The organism is Nocardia pseudovaccinii, assembly GCF_050942345.1.
GTDB classification, from domain to species: domain Bacteria; phylum Actinomycetota; class Actinomycetes; order Mycobacteriales; family Mycobacteriaceae; genus Nocardia; species Nocardia pseudovaccinii.
This window is the reverse complement of sequence record NZ_CP192074.1, coordinates 3,850,610-3,868,832: the sequence shown is the minus strand read 5'-3', so window position 1 is coordinate 3,868,832 and position 18,223 is coordinate 3,850,610. Positions and strand designations below refer to the sequence as shown.

The window sequence follows — 18,223 nt, the reverse complement described above, 5'->3', positions numbered from 1 at the left end:
CGCAGCGAGCGAACGGTCAAGTCGCACTGGCGGGTCGGTGTGTGACGGCGTCCAGTCGAGCGGCGAGGATACGGCGGGCTCGATCGTAGGGCGCCGATTCGCCGAACAGCAGCGCATCCTGGGCCGCGGTGCGTGCTATGGCGTCGAGTTCGAAGGCGAGGTCGGCGGGCTCGTTGCCGGGGACGATCTCGCCGAGGCCGATCGCCTCGGCAACGGTGGTTTCGTAGAGCCGCAACCAGTCTCGGCGCGATGCCGCGAGGGCGTCGTGCACGCGTCCGGGGCGGGCGTCGAACTCCGCGACGGCGGACAGGAAGAAGCAGCCGCCGCTGAAGTACGGCTTCGCGGCATAGTCCAACCACGACTCGGCGAGCGCCCGGACCCTGCGGATCCCGGCGGGTGCACGTCGCGCGGGCTTCACCACATGCGCGACGAATACCTCGACGGCCGCGCGGACGGTCGCGAGCTGGAGTTCTTCCTTGGAGCCGAAGTGCGCGAAAACGCCGCTCTTGCTGAGGTCGAGTTCGGTCGCCAAACGCCGCACGGACAAGCTTTCCAGGCCTTCGACCGAGGCGATATCCATGGCACGGTCGAGGATGACGCGGCGAGATCGCTCACCGCGCTGTAGACGCTTGTCGATCTTTGTTTCGACGGTCATCGGTACCCACCTTCGTCCGAGGTCGAGCATAGTTTACGGACGACCGTCCGAATTGTTTCACACTGGATTAGCTCGATCAACTACTAGGTCGACCGCATTGACAGACAGCGAGGCGGAAAGTAATAGTACGATCGTCCACTTACTTTGCGGTGATAGCCGCTGATCGACGCCGCAATCAGCAGCCTCGACGACAACCAGACAGGCGAATCTCCATGCAGAATCGGCAGATAGCCAGCGGCTCAGTGGATGCCTGGCCGCTCGAATATCTCGGACGAGCGTCCATATTCTTTTCAGGAGAGGACAGATCATGCGCGCTATTCAGCAGGAGCAGTGGGGCGGGCTGGAGACCATGCGACTCGTCGAGATCGCGCGGCCGACACCGCTGTACACCGAAGTGCTGGTGAAAGTCGTTGCGGCGGGGGTCAATCCGATCGACTACTTCACCCGAGAAGGGCGGGCGTACGTGCGGGCATTGACGCTGCCCTTCGTCAACGGCTGGGATGTCGCCGGAATCGTGGAGGAGGTCGGCTACGGGGTGACCCGCTTCCGACCCGGCGACCGCGTGTACGGCATGCCCTGGTTTCCGCGCGCGGCGGGCGCCTACGCGGAATATGTGACCGCGCCGTCGCACCAATTCGCCCACATGCCAACGGGTTCGAGTTTCACCGAGGCAGCCGCCCTGCCCTTGGCCGCGCTCACGGCCTGGCAGATGCTTGTCGATATCGGGAAAGTCGCACCTGGACAGCGTGTTCTGGTATCCGCCGCAGCAGGTGGCGTTGGCCATTTCGCCGTGCAGATCGCAAAGTCGTTCGGGGCCTATGTGATCGGGACAGCACGCGCGGCCAAACACGACTTCCTCGCCGCACTCGGCGCCGACGAGACCATCGACTACACGGCGACCGATGTCGCCGCGAGCGTCCGCGACGTCGATATCGTGATCCAGATGCACGGCGGCGAACCGGCGCTGCGCATGCTCGAAACCTTGCGTCCCGGTGGCGTTCTCGTCAACGCACAGGCGGCATGGACACCTGGAATGGCCGAGCGGGCGAGCCGGCTCGGCGTACGCGCCAGCGGCTACCTGGTGGAACCCGACCGCGCCGATCTCGAAGCACTGACCGACCTGGTCGAGAAGGGACAGCTGCGCCCACACGTGGAAACGGTGCTGCCACTGGAGCAGGCAGCGCAAGCCCACCGCCTCATCGAGCAGGGCCGAACCAGCGGAAAGATCGTGCTCACCGTGAGTGACCCAGAGCACACGCCGGAATCTTGACCTCGAGTGCGGTTGAGGAACCAGGATCGATCGTGCCCAGGTTCGCCGAATGCGGTGCACACCATCCGTCGGTGCGCACCACGGAGCCAGGCATACCCGATTCCGCGAGAATGTCCTCGCGGTTCGCTCCCGCTGGGCCAGTACACCCACCAGCGGGAGCTCGGGCGGCATCGGATCGTGATAGCCCTGAACCGTAAACAGCCGCATACCATTTCGGTATGCGGCTGGGCCGACGGGGATCAGACGGAGACGACGATCTCCCACTCGTACACGGTGAGCTCCGAGGAACCGGTGGTGTGCACCGGATCGGTGAACGCGATTTCCCTTGCGGCTTCCAAACTTTCGGCATTGATCACGTACGCACCGCCGGTGCCGTCAGTGAACCGACCGCTCTCCACCAACTGTCCGCGCTCGAGCAATTCGTTCAGGAACTGCTTGTGCGGTTCGATCACGGCCGGGTCGAACGACGGCTTGCGCATCGCCATGACCAGATACTTGTTGATCACGCCTGCGACTCCGGACGTGGCGCCCTGGTCGCCGCGGCGGCCGCGCGCACTTGCGGGGCGACCAGCACGACCTGGCCGAGCACACCGTTGACGAATCCGGGCGAATCGTCGGTGGACAGCTCCTTGGCCAACTCCACCGCCTCGTCGACCGCGACGACCGGCGGAACATCGTTGGCGTGGAACAACTCCCACACCGCGATCCGCAGGATGGCCCGGTCCACGGCGGGCAGCCGGGACAGCTCCCAGTCCTTGAGGTAGGACTCGATGGTGCCGTCCACCCGATCCAGATCGTCGGCGACGCCCTCGACCAGGGTGCGGGTGTAGGCATGCACCGGAGCGACCGCCTGATCCTGGGTGGCCAGTTCGGCCCGCTCGGTGAGCAGGTCGGCCGCGTCCACATCGCGGGCCTCCGCCTCGAAGAGCAGATCGACCGCCCGGCGGCGGGCCTTGTGGCGCGCGCCGAGCTTCTTGAACGTGGACTTCTTGTCTATGGGCTGTTCCGCCACAGCAGTCATTATCCCTGTTCGCCTCGGCGGGCGATCAGGCGTTCACGCGGCCGAGGTAGCCACCGTCGCGCGAATCGATGCGCAGCTTGTCGCCGGTGTTGATGAACAGCGGGACCTGCACCTCGGCGCCGGTCTCCAGGGTTGCGGGCTTGGTGCCGCCGGTGGAGCGGTCGCCCTGCAGGCCGATGTCGGTGTGCTGCACCACGAGCTCGACGGTGACCGGCAGCTCGACGTAGAGCGGCGCGCCCTCGTGGGTGGCGACCTGAACGACCATGTTCTCCAGCAGGAACCGGGCGCCGGGGCCGATGGTCTCCTCGGAGATGGAGATCTGGTCGAAGGTCTCGCCGTCCATGAAGACGTAATCCGAGCCGTCGTGGTACAGGTAGGTCATATCGCGACGATCGACGGTGGCGGTCTCCACCTTGACGCCCGCGTTGAAGGTCTTGTCGACGACCTTGCCGGACAGCACGTTCTTCAGCTTGGTCCGCACGAAGGCAGGGCCCTTACCCGGCTTGACATGCTGGAATTCGATGATCTGCTGGAGCTGACCGTCGATCTTCAGCACGAGGCCGTTCTTGAAGTCGCTGGTGTCCGCCACTGTTCTCGGATCTCCTAGTTCTGGATATACGGTCTCGGTGACCGGCGTCATTCGACGACGGTCAGGTCTTTGCTGGTGTTGGTGAGCAGATCCGGGCCCCCCTCGCGCACCACGAGCGTGTCCTCGATCCGGACGCCGCCGCGGCCGGGGAAGTACACACCTGGTTCGACGGTCACCGCCACGCCAGACAGAAGTGTACCGGTTCCGGTTTTGGCGATTCCGGGCGCTTCGTGGATCTGCAGTCCGACACCGTGCCCGAGACCGTGCACGAACAGCTTCCCGTGTCCGGCCGCCTCGATCACCGCACGCGCGGCCGCATCCACGTCGGTGACCGGCGCGCCGGGCTTCAGCGCCTCGCGTCCAGCCCGTTGCGCCGCCTCGACCAGCGCGTACACCTCCCGGTGCCAGTCGGACGCGGTGCCGAGCACGAAGGTGCGGGTCATATCGGAGTGGTAGCCGCCGATCACGGCGCCGAAGTCGATCTTGACGAAATCACCGGTGGCCAGGACCGCTCCGGTGGGCCGGTGATGCGGGATGGCGGAGTTCGCGCCGGTCGCCACGATGGTCTCGAAGGCGACCGCATCGGCACCGTGTTCGAACATCGCCCATTCCAGATCCCTGGCGACCTGGCGTTCGGTACGGCCGGGGCGCAGACCGCCGCGTTCCAGCAGGGTCGCCAGCCCGGCGTCACCCGCGGCGCAGGCGGCCCGCAACTGTTCGATCTCGAAAGCGTCCTTGACCATGCGCAGCTGTTCGACCAGCCCTGGAGTGGCAACGAATTCCAACCCGGTCTTCTGCTCGATGAATCCGCGATGCTGGTCGACGGTGACGATATGGCTCTCGTAGCCGACCCGGCCGAGCTGCCACTCCCCCGCGAGCTCCACGATGCGCCGGGCGGTCGCCCTGGCGATTTCGGCGCGCAGGTCCGGCACCTGCTCGGCGACCTGGCTCAGATAGCGCCCATCGGTGCCGATCACGGTGCGCTCCTCGGAATTACGCATATCCCAGGAGGTCACGAGCAGTGCGGCATTGGACCCGGTGAAGCCGGTCAGGTACCTGATGTTCACCAGATCGGTGACCAACAGCGCGTCGACCTCGTTCTCCACCAGCAGACTGCGCAGTGCGCCACGGCGCGCCGCGTAGTCGGGCCCAGGACCCGCGTGATCAGCAGACATGTCTCAAAACTACCGCCGACACGCCGTAGATCCCGCATAAAACACCGGTTTACCGGTATTCGAGCGAGGCGATCGATCTTCACATATCGATCGGTTATCCCCAATCCCGAATCGGGGGCTGCATCCGCGACCAGGGCGGACGAGGCTGAAAGCCATGTCCCCCATCGCTTTTGCCGTGCTACTGGCCTGGTGCTCGGTGCTCACCGTCTTCGATATCCGGCAGCGCCGACTGCCCAATGTGCTCACCGCCTCCGGCGCGCTGATCATCTTCGGATATGCGCTGTTCACAACACAATTCAGAGCCGCGATGGTCGGTTCGATCTTGTTGGCGGTGCCATATTTATTGGTGCACTTGATCGCACCGGCCACACTCGGCGCGGGTGATGTGAAGCTGGCCGTCGGGCTGGGCGCGGTCGCGGCGCTCGGTGGCGCGCAGGTATGGGTGCGGGCGGCGCTCGTTGCACCTGCACTGACTGCGGCATTCGGGCTCGCCGTATTGGCCCACTGGCGGATTCGGTCCGGTGCTGATCGGGCCGGACCGCATGCGCTCCCCCACGGGCCCGCTATGTGCGTCGCGACGGTGCTGAGCCTGGCGGCGGCGTATGGCTAGCCGATGCCGCGACGCCGCCGTGCCGGTCATCACGGCGGGCCGTGTGCCGGAGCACCCCCGTCGACATGGGAAGATGGACAGCGTGTTGCGCTGGATAACTGCCGGAGAATCCCATGGTCCCGCTCTTGTCACCATCCTCGAGGGGATGGTGGCCGGTGTCGAGGTGACGTCCGACGAGATCTCCGCACAGTTGGCGCGCCGTCGGCTCGGGTACGGGCGCGGCGCCCGGATGAAGTTCGAGGCCGATAAGGTCACCGTCATCGGCGGAGTGCGGCACGGACACACCATGGGCGGACCGGTGGCCATCGAGATCGCGAACTCCGAGTGGCCGAAGTGGACGACGGTCATGTCCGCGGATCCGGTGGAGGAGAACGAACTCGCCGACCTGGCCCGCAACGCACCGCTGACCCGGCCGCGGCCCGGCCATGCCGACTACTCGGGCATGCTCAAGTACAACTTCGACGACGCCCGCAATGTCTTGGAGCGGGCCAGCGCCCGCGAGACCGCGGCGCGCGTCGCGGCGGGCACGGTCGCCAGGAATTTCCTGCGCCAGGCCTTCGGCGTCGAGGTCATCTCGCATGTCGTCTCGATCGGCACTGCCGCCAACACCACCGGCATCGTGCCGACTGCCGCCGACCTGGCCGCGATCGACGAGAGTCCGGTGCGCGCGTTCGACAAGGACGCCGAGGCCGCGATGATCGCCGAGATCGAGGCCGCCAAGAAGGACGGCGACACTCTGGGTGGTGTGGTCGAGGTGGTCGTGGACGGGCTACCGGTTGGATTGGGTTCGTTCATCAGCGGCGCGGATCGGCTGGATTCGCGGCTCGCGGGCGCGCTCATGGGAATTCAGGCGATCAAGGGCGTCGAGGTCGGCGATGGTTTCGAAACCGCGCGCCGTCGCGGCAGCCAGGCACATGACGAGATGAAGCCGGGACCGGACGGCGTGCTGCGCTCGACCAACCGTGCCGGTGGTCTCGAGGGCGGTATGACCAATGGCGAGCCGCTGCGCGTGCGCGCCGCGATGAAGCCGATCTCGACGGTGCCGCGCGCGCTGTCCACGGTCGATATGACCACCGGCGAGGAGGCCGTCGCCATCCACCAGCGCTCGGATGTCTGTGCCGTGCCCGCCGCGGGTGTGGTCGCCGAGACCATGGTCGCGCTGGTCGTCGCGCAGGCCGCGCTGGAGAAGTTCGGCGGTGATTCACTGGTCGAGACCGTCGACAACATCACCAGCTACGTCAAGCGCATCCGCACCCGACCACACGTGCCGCAATGATCGTGCAGTCCGATCCGCGCGCACCGCGCGTGGTGCTGGTCGGACCGCCGGGGGCGGGGAAGTCGACGATCGGCCGCAAGCTCGCCAGGGAACTCGGTGTCGAGCTCTACGACACCGATGCCGGAATCGAGCGCGAGACCGGACGCAGCATCCCGGAAATCTTCACCGAGGACGGCGAACCGGAATTCCGCCGGATCGAGGAGCAGGTGGTGCGCCGCGCCATCCTCGCCGAACGCGGTGTGGTCTCCCTCGGCGGTGGTGCCGTGCTGTCCGAGGACACCAGGGCGCTGCTGCGCAATCGCACCGTGGTCTATCTGGAAATCAGTGTGGCCGAAGGACTTCGGCGCACCGGTGCGAGTACGCAGCGACCGCTGCTCAACGGTGCGGATCCGGGTGCGAAGTATCGCGAGCTGATGCGCAAGCGCAGACCGCTGTACCGGGAGGTCGCCACGGTGCGGGTGCGCACCGACGGTCGCAGTCCGGGTCGCGTGGTGCGGATGATCATGGCGAAGCTCGGCATGGAATCGGTACTGCCGCAAGAAGCGGAGCCCGACACGAGCGGAACTACACCGGATGTCGTAGCGCCGAAACCGCAGGGCAGCAATAGATCCCGAGCCCGGCGCGCGGCCAGGGCCCGTGCCGCCGCACGTCGCCGGGCCGCCGCCGCACAGGCGGATGGCACCGAATCCGCGGCGACCGAGCGGCTCGAGCCCACCGGCAAGATCACCGCGGCCGGCCGGATCACGACCGATACCGCAACAGTCGATCGCCCCAAGCCCACCGGCAAAATCGCCAATGGCCGTGCCGGTTCCGAAGGATCCGGTGACCCAGCGACACCCGGAAGCCGGTCCCGCCGGACCCGGGCCCGTCGCGCCCGCGCGCGAGCGCTCAAACAATCAGCACGCACAGAATCGGAGCCGAGTACACGTGAGTGAGCGAAGCGAGCGACCCATCAGCCCAGCTGAGCAGCAGCCGACCAGCCCGACCGAGCCGAGTCGCATCGAGGTCCGCACCGCCGATCCGTATCCGGTGATCATCGGCCGCGGCCTGCTCGACGAGCTCGTCGAGTCGGTCGTCGGCGCGACTACCGGCGTGCGCACAGTCGCGATCTTCCATCAGCCGCCGCTGGCCGAAACCGCCGAGGTGGTGCGCAAGGCGTTGGCCGACAAGGGTATCGATGCGCACCGCGTCGAAATCCCGGATGCCGAGGCGGGTAAGGACCTGGCGGTGGCCGGGTTCTGCTGGGAGGTGCTCGGCCGCATCGGCCTGACCCGCAATGACGTGGTGGTATCGCTCGGCGGCGGTGCGGCGACCGATCTGACCGGATTCGTCGCCGCCACCTGGATGCGCGGGGTGCATATCGTGCATGTGCCGACCACGCTGCTGGCCATGGTCGACGCGGCCGTCGGCGGTAAGACCGGTATCAATACCGAGGCGGGTAAGAATCTCGTCGGCAGCTTCCACGAACCGGCCGCGGTACTGGTGGATCTGGCGACCCTGGAGACGGTGCCGCGCAACGAGATCGTCGCGGGTATGGCCGAGATCATCAAGGCCGGTTTCATCGCCGACCCGGTGATCCTGGACTTGGTGGAGCGCGATCCGGAGGCCGCACTCGACCCGACCGGCGATGTGCTGCCCGAATTGATCCGCCGCGCCATCCAGGTGAAGGCCGATGTCGTTGCCGCCGATCTCAAGGAAGCCAGCCTGCGCGAGATCCTCAACTACGGCCACACTCTCGGCCACGCCATCGAGCGCCGTGAGCGCTACCGCTGGCGGCACGGTGCGGCCGTTTCGGTGGGTCTGGTCTTCGCCGCCGAACTCGGCCGACTCGCCGGTCGCCTCGACGATGCCACCGCCGACCGCCATCGCAGCGTCCTCGCCAGTGTCGGCCTCCCGACCAGCTACGACGCCGACGCCCTCCCACAACTCCTCGATGCCATGCAGACCGATAAGAAGACCCGCTCCGGTGTGCTGCGCTTCGTGGTCCTCGACGGCCTCGCCAAGCCCGGCCGCCTGGAAGGCCCGGACCTCACCCTGCTGGCCGCCGCCTACTCGGCGATCGCCCGCGAGGACAGCGCCAGCAGCGGCGCGATCCTGCTGTAGCCGCGAACAGCGAAGCGGCGCATCCGATTCGGTCGGTTGCGCCGGTTTTGCGTCACGATCTCGGCCGCAGGCACAGTGCCGACGGCATCGGCCCGCCCGCTGGATGGGCGAACTGAGCACCTGAGCAGGGCTGCGGCACATCTGGAAAATCGAAGGCGACCCTCCGGCCGATACGGCCGGAGGGTCGCCTCCAATCGAATTCGCCAGCGGCTACGCAGGAGTCGCGGCGGCGCCCGGCGCCTGGGGTGATGACCGATCAGCAGACTTGTTGATCTGGCGGTCGGCGATGATGCGGCCGATGCCGATGCCGATGAGGCCCGGAATGAAGACCAGCAGGATGATGAAGGACGCGCCCGCAGTCAGCTCGAAGAGCAGGCCGTTATCGCCGAGATCGAAGCGGGGCAGCCAGTCCAGCAGCCACGAAACCAAACCGCTGCCCAGCCCCGCGGCAGCCGCGGTCTTCAGCCACAGGATGGTGAGGTCGGAGCCGTGCTCCGGATCCGGATGGACCTCACGGTCCTTGCGGCCATCCAGCACACCCCAGAACACCACCGCGGCGAGCAGCACCACCAGGCACAGCGGTCGCATCCAACTGCCCTGGGTCGGCCAGTACACCATCGCGAATCCCAACGCGGCACGCAGGAAAACGACCAGCGCACCGAGCCCGATGGCCCGCAACACCCAACCATTCATGGTCAACACCATAGCCTCGAGTCGGCCGGATCCAAATGAGAACCGGTTACAGATTTATCGCCGCGGCCATTTCCGCGTGCGGAGCCGGGCGGCCGGTGAACTGTTCGACCTGCCCGTAGGCCTGGTTCAGCAGCATCTCCAGCCCGCCCACCACGGTGTGCTCCGCCCGCGCGACCGCAACAGCCAGCGGCGTCGGCCACGGGTTGTAGATCGCGTCGAGCACCACCGGGGCTGCCGCCACCGCCTCGGCGACAACCGCGGCCGCCTCGGCCGGGATCGTGCTCACCACGGCACCGGCATCCGCGCACGCCGCGCGCAATGCGTCCTTGTCGAATCCGATCACGGCGGTGGTCATACCGAGTTGCTCAGCGAGGTCCACAGCGTTGCGCGCCCTTCCGGCATCGCGGGCGACGACGGTCACCGCCTTCGCACCGAGTTCGGACAATGCGAGCAGCGCCGGACGCGCGGTTCCACCCGCACCAAGTACGACGGCCTCGGCCAACTCGCCGACACCACCGCCGCGCAACGCGCCGAGCACACCGTCGACGTCGGTGCAGTCGGCACGCCAACCCTGCGAGCCGATCCGAATCAAGGTGTTCGCCGAGCCCACCAGCACCGCCCGTTCGGTGCGTTCGCTCGCATATGCCAGCGCGGCCTCTTTACCCGGCATGGTTACCGAAAGCCCGACCCATTCCGGTCCGAGCCCATCGACCAGACCGGGCAACTGCTCGGCCGAACATTCGATCCGCTCATAGGTCCAATCGAGCCCGAGCGCACGGTAGGCCGCCAGATGCAGCTGCGGCGACCGCGAATGCGCGATCGGCTTACCGAGCACGGCCGCCTTGCGGGTTTCCGTCATCGCCTCACCGCCCACTGTCGAGAATTCCGCTCTGCCTGGCCTTTTCGATATTGCGCAGATGTTCGCTGTAGCTCTCGGTGAACAAGGTGGTCCCCTGTTTGTCCACAGTCACGAAGTACAACCATGTCCCCGGCTCCGGATTCTCGACGGCGCGCATCGCATTCAACGATGGCGCGGAGATCGGGGTCGCAGGCAGTCCCGGCATGGCGTAGGTGTTCCACGGCGTGCGCTTGGCACGGTCGGCGTCGGTGGTCGCGACCTCGGTGCGGTCCAGTGCGTAGTTCACCGTCGAGTCGAACTGCAGTGGCTGGTTGTCCGCGAGCCGGTTCACGATCACCCGCGCCACCTTGCCCATATCCTGCGGCAGCGCCTCGCGTTCCACCAGCGAGGCGGCGATCAGGGTCTGGTACGGATTCAGCTTCGTCTCGGCTCCGGACTGCAGCAGACCGGTCGACTCGTAACTGCGCGCACTCGCGCTCACCAGCTGCTTCAAAATCTGATCCGGCGTACCACTGGGATCGAAATCCCAGGTCCCCGCGGCGATAAGACCTTCCAGCTGCCTGGTGCGATCGGGTACGTCACGCACCCGCTGCTCGGCCCAGCTCGGCACGCCGAGGGCGTTCAGATCCGCACCCGCACCGGCGGCGTCGAGCTGGTCGTAGGTGATGCATTTCTGATTCGTACCGGTGCCGACGCAGCTGGCATCGGCAATCTTGCGGTAGATGCCATCCTTGCGCGAGCCGGTATTCACGTCCTGCTGGTCGTGCAGCTGCCGTCCCTCGGAGACGACGAGATTGCCGACCCGCGAACTCTTGCCGAGCAGTGCCGTCACCGCCTGGGTGGACGGGCTGTGACTCGGGATCGCGTAGTAGCCGGGCTGCACCGAATTCATATTCGAATTGCGCACGGCCGCTTGGAAGAAGGCCTCACTGCTCGCGACGATGCCCTTGTTGTGCATCTCCTCCGCGATCTGGTTCGACGTATCGCCCGGATGGACCTGAACCACCACCAGCGGTCCGACCGGACCCGCGAAGTCCTCGGGCGCGCCGAACATCTTGACCACTTTCATCCCCGCGAATACCGCGGCACCGGCGAACAGCGCCACGAACAGCGCACCGATCAGCCACAGATTCCGGCGGCGCTTCTTGCGCTCGGCGGCCTTGCGGGAGGCCGCCCGGGACCGTCGTCCCCGCGAGGGCGCACTGCGCCGACGCTCCGAGCGGGACTCCGCACGCTCCTCGTCTGTCCGACTCCCGCCGCGCTCGGACCTGGCGCGCCCGGACGCGGCACCGGAGCGTCCGCCACCCAGCCCGTCACCGCGCGCCCGCCGCGGCTCCGCTCCCTCGGTCCGCTGTGGCCACCCACGCCGCGGTTCGGCGCGCTCGGCGCGCTCGGCACGCTGGGTCGCACGCCGCGAACGCTCGGCCGCGAGTACCTCGTCGTGATCTTCGTCGGTATAGCGCGGAATGACAGTGGTGTCGTCGTCGTAGTCCTCCCATGCCTGGTCGTTTCGCCGGTAACGCCGCTCAGCCTCGCGCTGACGGAAACGTTCCTCGGCTCGCGCCCATCGATCCGTCATGCACCGTCTCCGGAATCAGACGCCGCTTCGGCCGACTTCAACACCGCACTCCGTTCGTCCAACCATCCCTGCAGGATCGCTACGGCGGCCGCCTGATCGATCACCTGCCGCTGGCCACGCGCGCGAACTCCACTGTCCCGCAATGCACGTGCAGCTGACACCGTAGTCAAACGTTCGTCGGAAAGTCGGATAGGCACGGGTGCTATGACTGCGCGCAAACGTTCCGCGAACACCATTGCCGCGTCAGCTGCGGTCCCTTTTTCCCCGCGCAATGTCCGCGGCAGGCCGACGATGACCTCGACGGCCTCGTATTCCCGCACAATTTCGGCAATTCTGGAAATGTCACTTGCCGGTCCGGGCGCGCGCTTATTCGGCTTCGCGCGCGCCACCGTTTCCACGGGCGTGGCGAGCATGCCGTCCGGGTCGCTGGAAGCGACCCCGATTCGGACACTGCCGACATCGATGCCGATCCGCCTGCCGCGGCCGGGATCGGTGTCGGGTGAGGGACGATGACTCTCCGAGTCGCCCATCACCCGGCGAGTTCAGCCACCCGGGCACGGACCGAAGCCAGACCGACTTCGATACCCGAGGGATCCGAACCGGCGCCCTGCGCCATCTCCGGCTTGCCGCCGCCGCGACCGGAAATGCTCGGGCCGAAGCTGGCGACCAGGTCTCCGGCCTTGAAGCCGAGATCCTGCGCGCTCTTGTTGACCGTAACGACGAAGGGCACCTTGCCATCGGCATTGCCGAGCAGTACGACGACCGCGGGCTCGGTGCCGAACCGGCCGCGGATATCGGTGGCGAGGGTGCGCAGGTCACCGGCGGTGACACCTTCGGGCGCGGCCGCGGCCACCAGCAGCACGCTGCCGACCCGCTCGGCCTCGTCCACGAACTTGGCCGCGGAAGCGAGCACCGTGGCGATCTTGGTGCGCTCGAGCTCCTTCTCGGCCACCTTCAGCCGCTCCACGAGCTGCTCGACGCGCGCGGACACCTCCTCCGAAGGCACCTTCAGCGAGGACGCGACACCGGCCAGCAGCGCACGCTCCTTCGCCAGATACTTATACGAGTCCAGGCCGACGAAGGCCTCCACACGTCGCTTACCGGAACCGATCGCCGATTCGCCGAGCACGGTGATCGGGCCGATCTGTGAGGAATGCTGTACGTGCGTACCACCGCACAGCTCCATCGAGAACGGTCCGCCGATCTCCACCACGCGCACCTCGTCGCCGTAGTTCTCGCCGAACAGCGCGAGCGCACCCATCTGCTTGGCCTTGGGCAGATCGGTGACGAAGGTGTTCACAGGGAAGTCCGAGCCGACCGCGTCATTGGAGACGGCCTCGATATCAGCCTTCTGCTGTTCGGAGAGCTGGCCCTGCCAGTTGAAGTCGAAGCGCAGATAGCCGGGCTTGTTCAGCGAACCGGCCTGCACGGCGTTCGGGCCGAGCACCTGCCGCAGCGCGGCGTGCACCATATGCGTGCCGGAGTGGCCCTGGGTGGCGCCGTGGCGCCAGGCCGGATCGGCCTGGGCGAGTACGACATCGCCCTCGGTGATCTGGCCCTGTTCGACCGTGGTCTTGTGCACCCACAGCTTCTTGGCGATCTTCTGCACATCGTTGACGCGCAGTTTGAGGCCCTGCGCCGTAATGGTGCCGCGATCGGCGATCTGACCACCGGACTCCGCATACAGCGGGCTGCGGTCCAGGATCACCTCGACGTCCTGGCCGATGGTGGCGGTCGGCACCCGGACACCGTCGGCGATCAGCGCGAGGACGTGCGCCTCGGAGGTCAGCTCGTCGAAGCCGGTGAATTCCGTTGCGCCGCGGTCGACCAACTCCTTGTAGATGGACAGGTCGGCATGTCCGTGCTTGCGCGCCTGCGCATCCTCCTTGGCCATCTTCCGCTGCTCGGCCATGAGCGAGCGGAAGCCCTCCTCGTCGACCGACAGTCCGGCCTCGGCCGCCATCTCCAGGGTCAGCTCGATCGGGAAGCCGTAGGTGTCGTGCAGTTTGAAGGCGTCCGAACCCGGAATCGTCTTGCCGCCCTTGGCCGCGACCTCATCGACGGCATCGGCGAACAGCCGGGAGCCGGTATTGAGCGTCTTGAGGAACGCGGTCTCCTCACCGACCGCGACATTCTCGATCCGCGCGAAGTCGGTGGCCAGTTCCGGATACGACGGCGACATCAGCTCGCTGACGACCTTCATGAATTCGCCGATCACCGGCTTGTCCGCGCCGAGCAGCCGGGCCGAGCGCACGATGCGGCGCAGCAGGCGGCGCAGCACATAGCCACGGCCCTCATTGCCCGGGTTGACGCCGTCGGCGATCAGCATGGCCGAGGTGCGGGCATGGTCGGCGATGACGCGGAAGCGGCGGTCGTCCTCGTGTTCGACACCGTAGGACCGGCCGGTCAGCTCCTCGGCCTTATCGATGATCGGGCGCAGCAGGTCGGTTTCGTAGACGTTGTCGACGCCCTGCAGCAGCAGCGCGATACGCTCGACGCCCATGCCGGTATCGATATTCTTCTTGGGCAGCGATCCGACCGGCGGGTAGCCGAGCTTGGGGCTCTGCTCACCGCGGATGTCCTGCATGAAGACCAGATTCCAGATCTCCAGGTAGCGGTCCTCGTCGGCGACCGGGCCGCCGTCCCTACCGTATTCGGGGCCGCGGTCGTAGTAGATCTCCGAACACGGGCCGCCCGGGCCGGGCACACCCATATCCCAGTAGTTGTCCTTGCCGTCGCGGAACTGGATCCGCTCCTTCGGGATGCCCGCGACCCGGTGCCAGATCTCGGCGGCCTCCGGATCGGATTCGTAGGCCGTCACCCAGATCCGCTCGGGATCGAAGCCGTAGCCGCCGTCCTCCTGCGACTTGCTGATCAACTCCCAGGCGAGGGTGATGGCGCCCTCCTTGAAGTAGTCACCGAAGGAAAAGTTGCCCGCCATCTGGAAGAAGGTGTTGTGCCGGGTGGTGACGCCGACCTCTTCGATATCACCGGTGCGGACGCATTTCTGCACACTGGTCGCGCGCGGGAACGGCGGCGCCTCCTGACCCAAGAAATACGGCTTGAACTGAACCATGCCCGCGTTGACGAACAACAGGGTCGGGTCGGCCAGGATCAGCGAGGCACTGGGCACCTCGGTGTGTCCGGCACGGACAAAATGGTCCAGGAATCGCCGTCGGATCTCGTGGGTCTGCACAAATATCCAGCCTACCGGTGCCCCGCATCCCCTTTTTCAGCGACCGGGTGGTCCACCTCCGCTCACGGGGCCGACCCGGAACCGGTCTGCGGCGAAGTGAGCGTTATCGTCCGCGGACGATTCTGCGCAGCTTCTCGACGCGGCGTTGGATATCGCGTTCGACGCCGTGATCGGTCGGGGTGTAGTAGTCGCGGCCGACGATTTCGTCGGGTGGATACTGTTGGGCGAGCACGCCGTCCGGGTCGTCGTGCGGGTATTTGTAGCCTTGGGCGTTACCGAGGGCGGCGGCTCCCGCGTAGTGGCCGTCGCGCAGATGTGCCGGGACCGCCCCCGCCTTACCTGCCGAAATGTCGGCGAGGGCGGCGCCGAGCGCGGCGGGCACGGCACCGGATTTGGGGGCGGTGGCCAGGTGAATCGTCGCGTGGGTCAGGGTGAGTTGGGCCTCGGGCATGCCGATCAGCTGCACGACGTGCGCGGCCGCGACCGCGGTCTGCAGCGCCATCGGATCGGCCATGCCGATATCCTCGCTCGCCGAAATCACCAGGCGGCGGGCGATGAAGCGCGGATCCTCACCCGCGCTGAGCATGCGGGCCAGGTAGTGCAGTGCCGCATCGACATCCGAGCCGCGAATGGATTTGATGAAGGCGCTCACCACGTCGTAGTGCTGGTCACCGGCACGGTCGTAGCGCACGGCCGCCTTGTCCACGCTGGCCTCGACCAGATCCACATCGACGGTGCCGTCCAACGAGGATTCCGCCGATGCCTCCAGCGCGGTGAGCGCCCGGCGCGCGTCACCGCCCGCGATCCGCACAATGTGCTCGAGCGCGGCCTCGGTCACCGTGTACGCGCCGCCGTAACCACGCGGGTCCGCGAGCGCCCGATCGAGCACCAGCCGGATATCGGCGGTGGTGAGCGACTGCAATTGCAGCACCAGCGAGCGCGACAGCAGCGGCGAGACCACCGAGAACGACGGATTCTCGGTTGTCGCGCCGACCAGCAGCACGATCCGGTTCTCCACCGCGGCCAGCAACGCGTCCTGCTGTGTCTTGGAGAAGCGGTGCACCTCGTCGATGAACAGCACGGTCTGCTCGCCGGCGGTGAGACGGCGGCGGGCCACATCGATGACCGCGCGCACTTCCTTCACCCCGGCCGACAAGGCCGACAGCGCCTCGAAGCGCCGACCCGTGGCCTGCGAAATCAGCGACGCCAGCGTCGTCTTTCCGGTTCCCGGCGGTCCGTACAGCAGCACCGATGCCGCGCCGGACCCCTCGATCAACCGCCGTAGCGGCGAACCGGGCCCGAGCAGATGCTGTTGGCCGACCACCTCGTCCAATGTCGCGGGGCGCATCCGCACCGCCAGCGGCGCACCGGCATCGCGGCGCACCACACTGTCGATGGAGTGTCCGGTCGGCACCTCGTCGCCGGGCACGTCGAATAAGCCTTCGCTCACACCGAGCACGTTACCGAGGAGCACCGACAGCTCCGGGTCGTGTGCCGATTTGCCTCGCCGACCGTGGATCGGCTGTGATCGCAGCCGTGGCTGAAAACGTCGTCGTTCCGGATTCCGAGCCTTTCGCTCGACGCACTCTGCTCGAGGGTGGTGCCGCGGCGACTGTCGCCGCATTCGCGGTCGCCACGCCCGCACGCGCCGAGGGACCGGTATTCCGTCACGGCGTCGCCTCGGGTGATCCGCTGCCGAACAGCGTGATCATCTGGACTCGTGTCACCGTTTCCGACGACGCGATGCCCGGTTCCGGCATCGGCGAATCCGCCGCGGTGCGCTGGGAACTGGCCGCCGATGAGCGCTTCGCATCCGTGATCGCATCCGGAATGGCCACGGCCACAGTGGATTACGATCACACAGTCAAGATCGATGTGACCGATCTGCAGCCAGGCAGCGCGTACTTCTACCGCTTCACCGCATTCGGCGTGCACTCCCCCGTCGGCCGCGCCCGAACGGCTCCGGCCACTTCCGCGGCGGTCGATCGCCTGCGCTTCGGCGTGGTGTCCTGCTCGAACTGGGAGGCGGGATACTTCGGCGCGTACCGGCATCTGGCCGATCGCACCGACCTCGACGCGATCGTGCACCTCGGCGACTACATCTACGAATACGGCCGCGGCAAATACGGCGGGCGCAGCGGCGCGGTGCGTCCACACGAGCCCGCCGATGAGATCGTCACCCTGGCCGACTATCGCATTCGGCACGCGCAGTACAAGACCGATCCGGATCTGCTCGCGCTGCACGCGCGGGTGCCGTTCATCTGCACCTGGGATGATCACGAATTCGCGGACAATGCGTGGTCCGGCGGTGCGAACAACCACGATCCGGCCGCCGAGGGCGACTGGCAGCAGCGCCGCGCCGCCTCGGCCCGCGCCTATCTCGAGTGGATGCCGGTCCGGGCGAGCAGTTCAGGGGCCGACGTCCAGATCTATCGACGGCTGCGTTTCGGCAACCTCGCCGAGTTGTCCATGCTCGACCTGCGCAGCTACCGCGATCACGAGGTCGAACCAGTCGCGGGCTGGCGCGAGGTCGACAATCCGGCGCGCACCATCACCGGCAAGGCTCAAATGGAGTGGCTCACTGCCGGTTTGGCGTCCGCGCCGGTGCAGTGGAAGCTCGTCGGCAATTCGGTGATGATCGCGCCGCTGGTGTTCCCGCCGCTGGAACCGGCGACCACGGAGGCCATCACGACCATGGTGGGTGTGCCGCGCTCCGGCGTTCCGGCCAACGCCGACCAGTGGGACGGCTACACCACCGACCGTCGCACACTGTTCCAGTCGATCGCCGATCAGCAGGTCGGCGACGTCGTCTTCCTGACCGGCGATATCCACTCCTCGTGGGCCGCCGACCTGCCCGTCGACCCGGCGAACTATCCGGGTGGGCCGACGGTGGGCGCGGAATTCGTGGTCCCGTCGGTGACCTCGTCGAGTCTCGGCGAGCTGCTGAAGGCGCCGCCGCGCACGGTCGCTGTCACGGTCGAGGAGTCCGTCAAGGGGATGAATCGGCATCTGCGGTATGTCGAGATGGAGTCGCACGGCTACGGCGTCCTGGAGGTCACCCCGGCGCAGGCGCAGATGGACTGGTTCTATGTCACCGACGTCGCCGATCCCGATTCCGGCGTGCGTCACGGTGCTTCGTTCGCCGTTCGTTCGGGTGGACGCGTCGAGCCACGCCCGGGACCGGTCGCCTGATCGCT

Annotated in this window: 16 protein-coding genes and 1 pseudogene; 6 read left to right on the top strand and 11 right to left on the bottom strand. The window is 66.9% G+C overall.

What is annotated here, in order from left to right; genetic code table 11:
• Positions 1–16: 16 nt before the first annotated feature.
• Positions 17–655 (bottom strand): TetR/AcrR family transcriptional regulator, encoded by a 639-nt coding sequence (locus ACQPZ2_RS17440; RefSeq protein ID WP_433526496.1) that lies wholly within the window; start codon positions 653–655, stop codon positions 17–19.
• A 307-nt stretch (positions 656–962) separates the two neighbouring features.
• Between ACQPZ2_RS17440 and ACQPZ2_RS17435 the strand changes: the two genes are divergently transcribed.
• Positions 963–1,925, top strand: coding sequence for an NADP-dependent oxidoreductase (locus ACQPZ2_RS17435; RefSeq protein ID WP_433526495.1), 963 nt, complete (start codon positions 963–965; stop codon positions 1,923–1,925).
• Between the two features lie 239 nt (positions 1,926–2,164).
• Here the strand turns inward: ACQPZ2_RS17435 and ACQPZ2_RS17430 are convergent, their stop codons facing one another.
• From ACQPZ2_RS17430 to ACQPZ2_RS17415, 4 genes are read right to left on the bottom strand one after another with little or no spacing between them, the layout of a single operon-like run.
• Complete coding sequence (locus ACQPZ2_RS17430; RefSeq protein ID WP_433526494.1) at positions 2,165–2,431, bottom strand: YciI family protein; 267 nt, start codon at positions 2,429–2,431, stop codon at positions 2,165–2,167.
• Positions 2,428–2,937: a transcription antitermination factor NusB gene (gene nusB / locus ACQPZ2_RS17425; protein ID WP_040692236.1), complete on the bottom strand. Its 510-nt coding sequence runs from the start codon at positions 2,935–2,937 to the stop codon at positions 2,428–2,430. Before nusB ends, ACQPZ2_RS17430 begins: the two co-directional genes overlap by 4 nt.
• Before the next feature lie 34 nt (positions 2,938–2,971).
• Entirely contained in the window at positions 2,972–3,535 is a 564-nt protein-coding gene (gene efp / locus ACQPZ2_RS17420) for an elongation factor P (protein WP_063043191.1), read from the bottom strand.
• Positions 3,536–3,582: 47 nt separating this feature from the next.
• Positions 3,583–4,710 carry a M24 family metallopeptidase gene (locus ACQPZ2_RS17415; RefSeq protein WP_433526493.1) on the bottom strand — a complete coding sequence of 376 codons (1,128 nt, stop codon included), beginning with the start codon at positions 4,708–4,710 and terminating at the stop codon, positions 3,583–3,585.
• 154 nt (positions 4,711–4,864) lie between these two features.
• Here ACQPZ2_RS17415 and ACQPZ2_RS17410 point away from each other — a divergent pair, with 154 nt between their 5' ends.
• The 4 genes and pseudogenes from ACQPZ2_RS17410 to aroB all read left to right on the top strand — a co-directional run bounded on the left by ACQPZ2_RS17410 (position 4,865) and on the right by aroB (position 8,699).
• Positions 4,865–5,320 carry a prepilin peptidase gene (locus ACQPZ2_RS17410; RefSeq protein ID WP_433526492.1) on the top strand — a complete coding sequence of 152 codons (456 nt, stop codon included), beginning with the start codon at positions 4,865–4,867 and terminating at the stop codon, positions 5,318–5,320.
• An 82-nt stretch (positions 5,321–5,402) separates the two neighbouring features.
• The gene (gene aroC / locus ACQPZ2_RS17405; RefSeq protein ID WP_433527449.1) at positions 5,403–6,596 is read left to right on the top strand and encodes a chorismate synthase; all 1,194 of its coding nucleotides are present in this window, start codon (positions 5,403–5,405) and stop codon (positions 6,594–6,596) included.
• Positions 6,593–7,111, top strand: a pseudogene (locus ACQPZ2_RS17400) (shikimate kinase); the annotation flags it as partial. The gene aroC and the pseudogene ACQPZ2_RS17400, both read left to right, overlap by 4 nt.
• 412 nt (positions 7,112–7,523) lie before the next feature.
• Positions 7,524–8,699 carry a 3-dehydroquinate synthase gene (gene aroB / locus ACQPZ2_RS17395; protein ID WP_433526491.1) on the top strand — a complete coding sequence of 392 codons (1,176 nt, stop codon included), beginning with the start codon at positions 7,524–7,526 and terminating at the stop codon, positions 8,697–8,699.
• Positions 8,700–8,909: 210 nt separating this feature from the next.
• Here aroB and ACQPZ2_RS17390 read toward each other — a convergent pair whose 3' ends face one another.
• The 6 genes from ACQPZ2_RS17390 to ACQPZ2_RS17365 all read right to left on the bottom strand — a co-directional run bounded on the left by ACQPZ2_RS17390 (position 8,910) and on the right by ACQPZ2_RS17365 (position 16,476).
• The gene (locus ACQPZ2_RS17390; RefSeq protein ID WP_433526490.1) at positions 8,910–9,392 is read right to left on the bottom strand and encodes a B-4DMT family transporter; all 483 of its coding nucleotides are present in this window, start codon (positions 9,390–9,392) and stop codon (positions 8,910–8,912) included.
• A gap of 46 nt (positions 9,393–9,438) precedes the next feature.
• Positions 9,439–10,251, bottom strand: a complete 813-nt coding sequence (locus tag ACQPZ2_RS17385; protein WP_433526489.1) for a shikimate dehydrogenase — start codon at positions 10,249–10,251, stop codon at positions 9,439–9,441.
• Between the two features lie 4 nt (positions 10,252–10,255).
• Positions 10,256–11,830, bottom strand: a complete 1,575-nt coding sequence (locus ACQPZ2_RS17380) for an endolytic transglycosylase MltG (RefSeq protein WP_433526488.1) — start codon at positions 11,828–11,830, stop codon at positions 10,256–10,258.
• Entirely contained in the window at positions 11,827–12,360 is a 534-nt protein-coding gene (ruvX, locus tag ACQPZ2_RS17375) for a Holliday junction resolvase RuvX (protein ID WP_433527448.1), read from the bottom strand. The genes ACQPZ2_RS17380 and ruvX overlap by 4 nt, the downstream gene beginning before the upstream one ends.
• On the bottom strand, positions 12,360–15,026 hold the full coding sequence (gene alaS, locus ACQPZ2_RS17370; RefSeq protein ID WP_433526487.1) for an alanine--tRNA ligase: 2,667 nt from the start codon (positions 15,024–15,026) through the stop codon (positions 12,360–12,362). Before alaS ends, ruvX begins: the two co-directional genes overlap by 1 nt.
• 103 nt (positions 15,027–15,129) lie before the next feature.
• On the bottom strand, positions 15,130–16,476 hold the full coding sequence (locus tag ACQPZ2_RS17365) for a replication-associated recombination protein A (protein WP_433526486.1): 1,347 nt from the start codon (positions 16,474–16,476) through the stop codon (positions 15,130–15,132).
• A gap of 86 nt (positions 16,477–16,562) precedes the next feature.
• Here ACQPZ2_RS17365 and ACQPZ2_RS17360 point away from each other — a divergent pair, with 86 nt between their 5' ends.
• Positions 16,563–18,218, top strand: coding sequence for an alkaline phosphatase D family protein (locus ACQPZ2_RS17360; RefSeq protein ID WP_433526485.1), 1,656 nt, complete (start codon positions 16,563–16,565; stop codon positions 18,216–18,218).
• The last annotated feature ends 5 nt before the right edge of the window (positions 18,219–18,223 follow it).